Annotated in this window: 2 protein-coding genes; both read right to left on the minus strand. The window is 62.7% G+C overall.

Features of this window, described 5'->3' with window-relative positions; genetic code table 11:
* On the minus strand, positions 1–326 hold a 326-nt coding region (locus BMI89_RS20520), incomplete at its 3' end, for an FTR1 family protein (RefSeq protein ID WP_210402192.1).
* 27 nt (positions 327–353) lie between these two features.
* Positions 354–633, minus strand: a 280-nt coding sequence (locus tag BMI89_RS20525) for a cupredoxin domain-containing protein (RefSeq protein WP_168176858.1), incomplete at its 5' end; no start/stop codon positions are given.

The following is a 633-nucleotide window of genomic DNA, read 5'->3' on the forward strand; positions in this document are numbered from 1 at the left end:
GCTTTCAGCCCGGCCTCGAGGTCGCGTTTCAGCGTGCGGCCATGGCCGCGCATCCAGACCACCATCTGCACGATCAGCCCGGCCGCGACGAAGACCATCACCGTCATCAGGTCCTGCCGGACATCCGCCGACAGAAGCTTCGAGAAGCCCAACAGCGTCAGCGCAAAGGTCAGCGCCAGCGCGAGCCCCGTCAGCACGCCGCCCCAAAGAAAGCGCGCCGCTCGACGTCCGGCGCCTTCATGCGCGAGCCAACCTGCGAGAATGCCGATGACGAGAAGCGCCTCGACGCTTTCGCGCCACAGGATGAAGATGATCTGTCCGTCCATGACATTCTCCTGCGGGTGGAAGATGGATTATTTGACGACGATCGTGCCCTTGGCGGTGTCGAGATCCTCGTGGAATTCCTCGACGAAGGGGTAGTTGCCAGCAGGTAGTGCCGGAAGGTCGATCGTCTCGGTCTGGCCCGGCGCGATGATCTTCTCGATACGCAGGCGCTTGCTCTCGAATTCCGCTGCAGTCTTGCCGGTATTGGAAACGGTGAGCGTCACCCCGGTGTCTGCTGGCAGGTCGATCGTTTGCGGAGCGATGACCCCGTCTGTCAGGGTGATCGTGGGAACGGCCTCATCTGCCACG

It is taken from the genome of Thioclava sp. F36-7, assembly GCF_002020075.1.
GTDB classification, from domain to species: domain Bacteria; phylum Pseudomonadota; class Alphaproteobacteria; order Rhodobacterales; family Rhodobacteraceae; genus Thioclava; species Thioclava sediminum.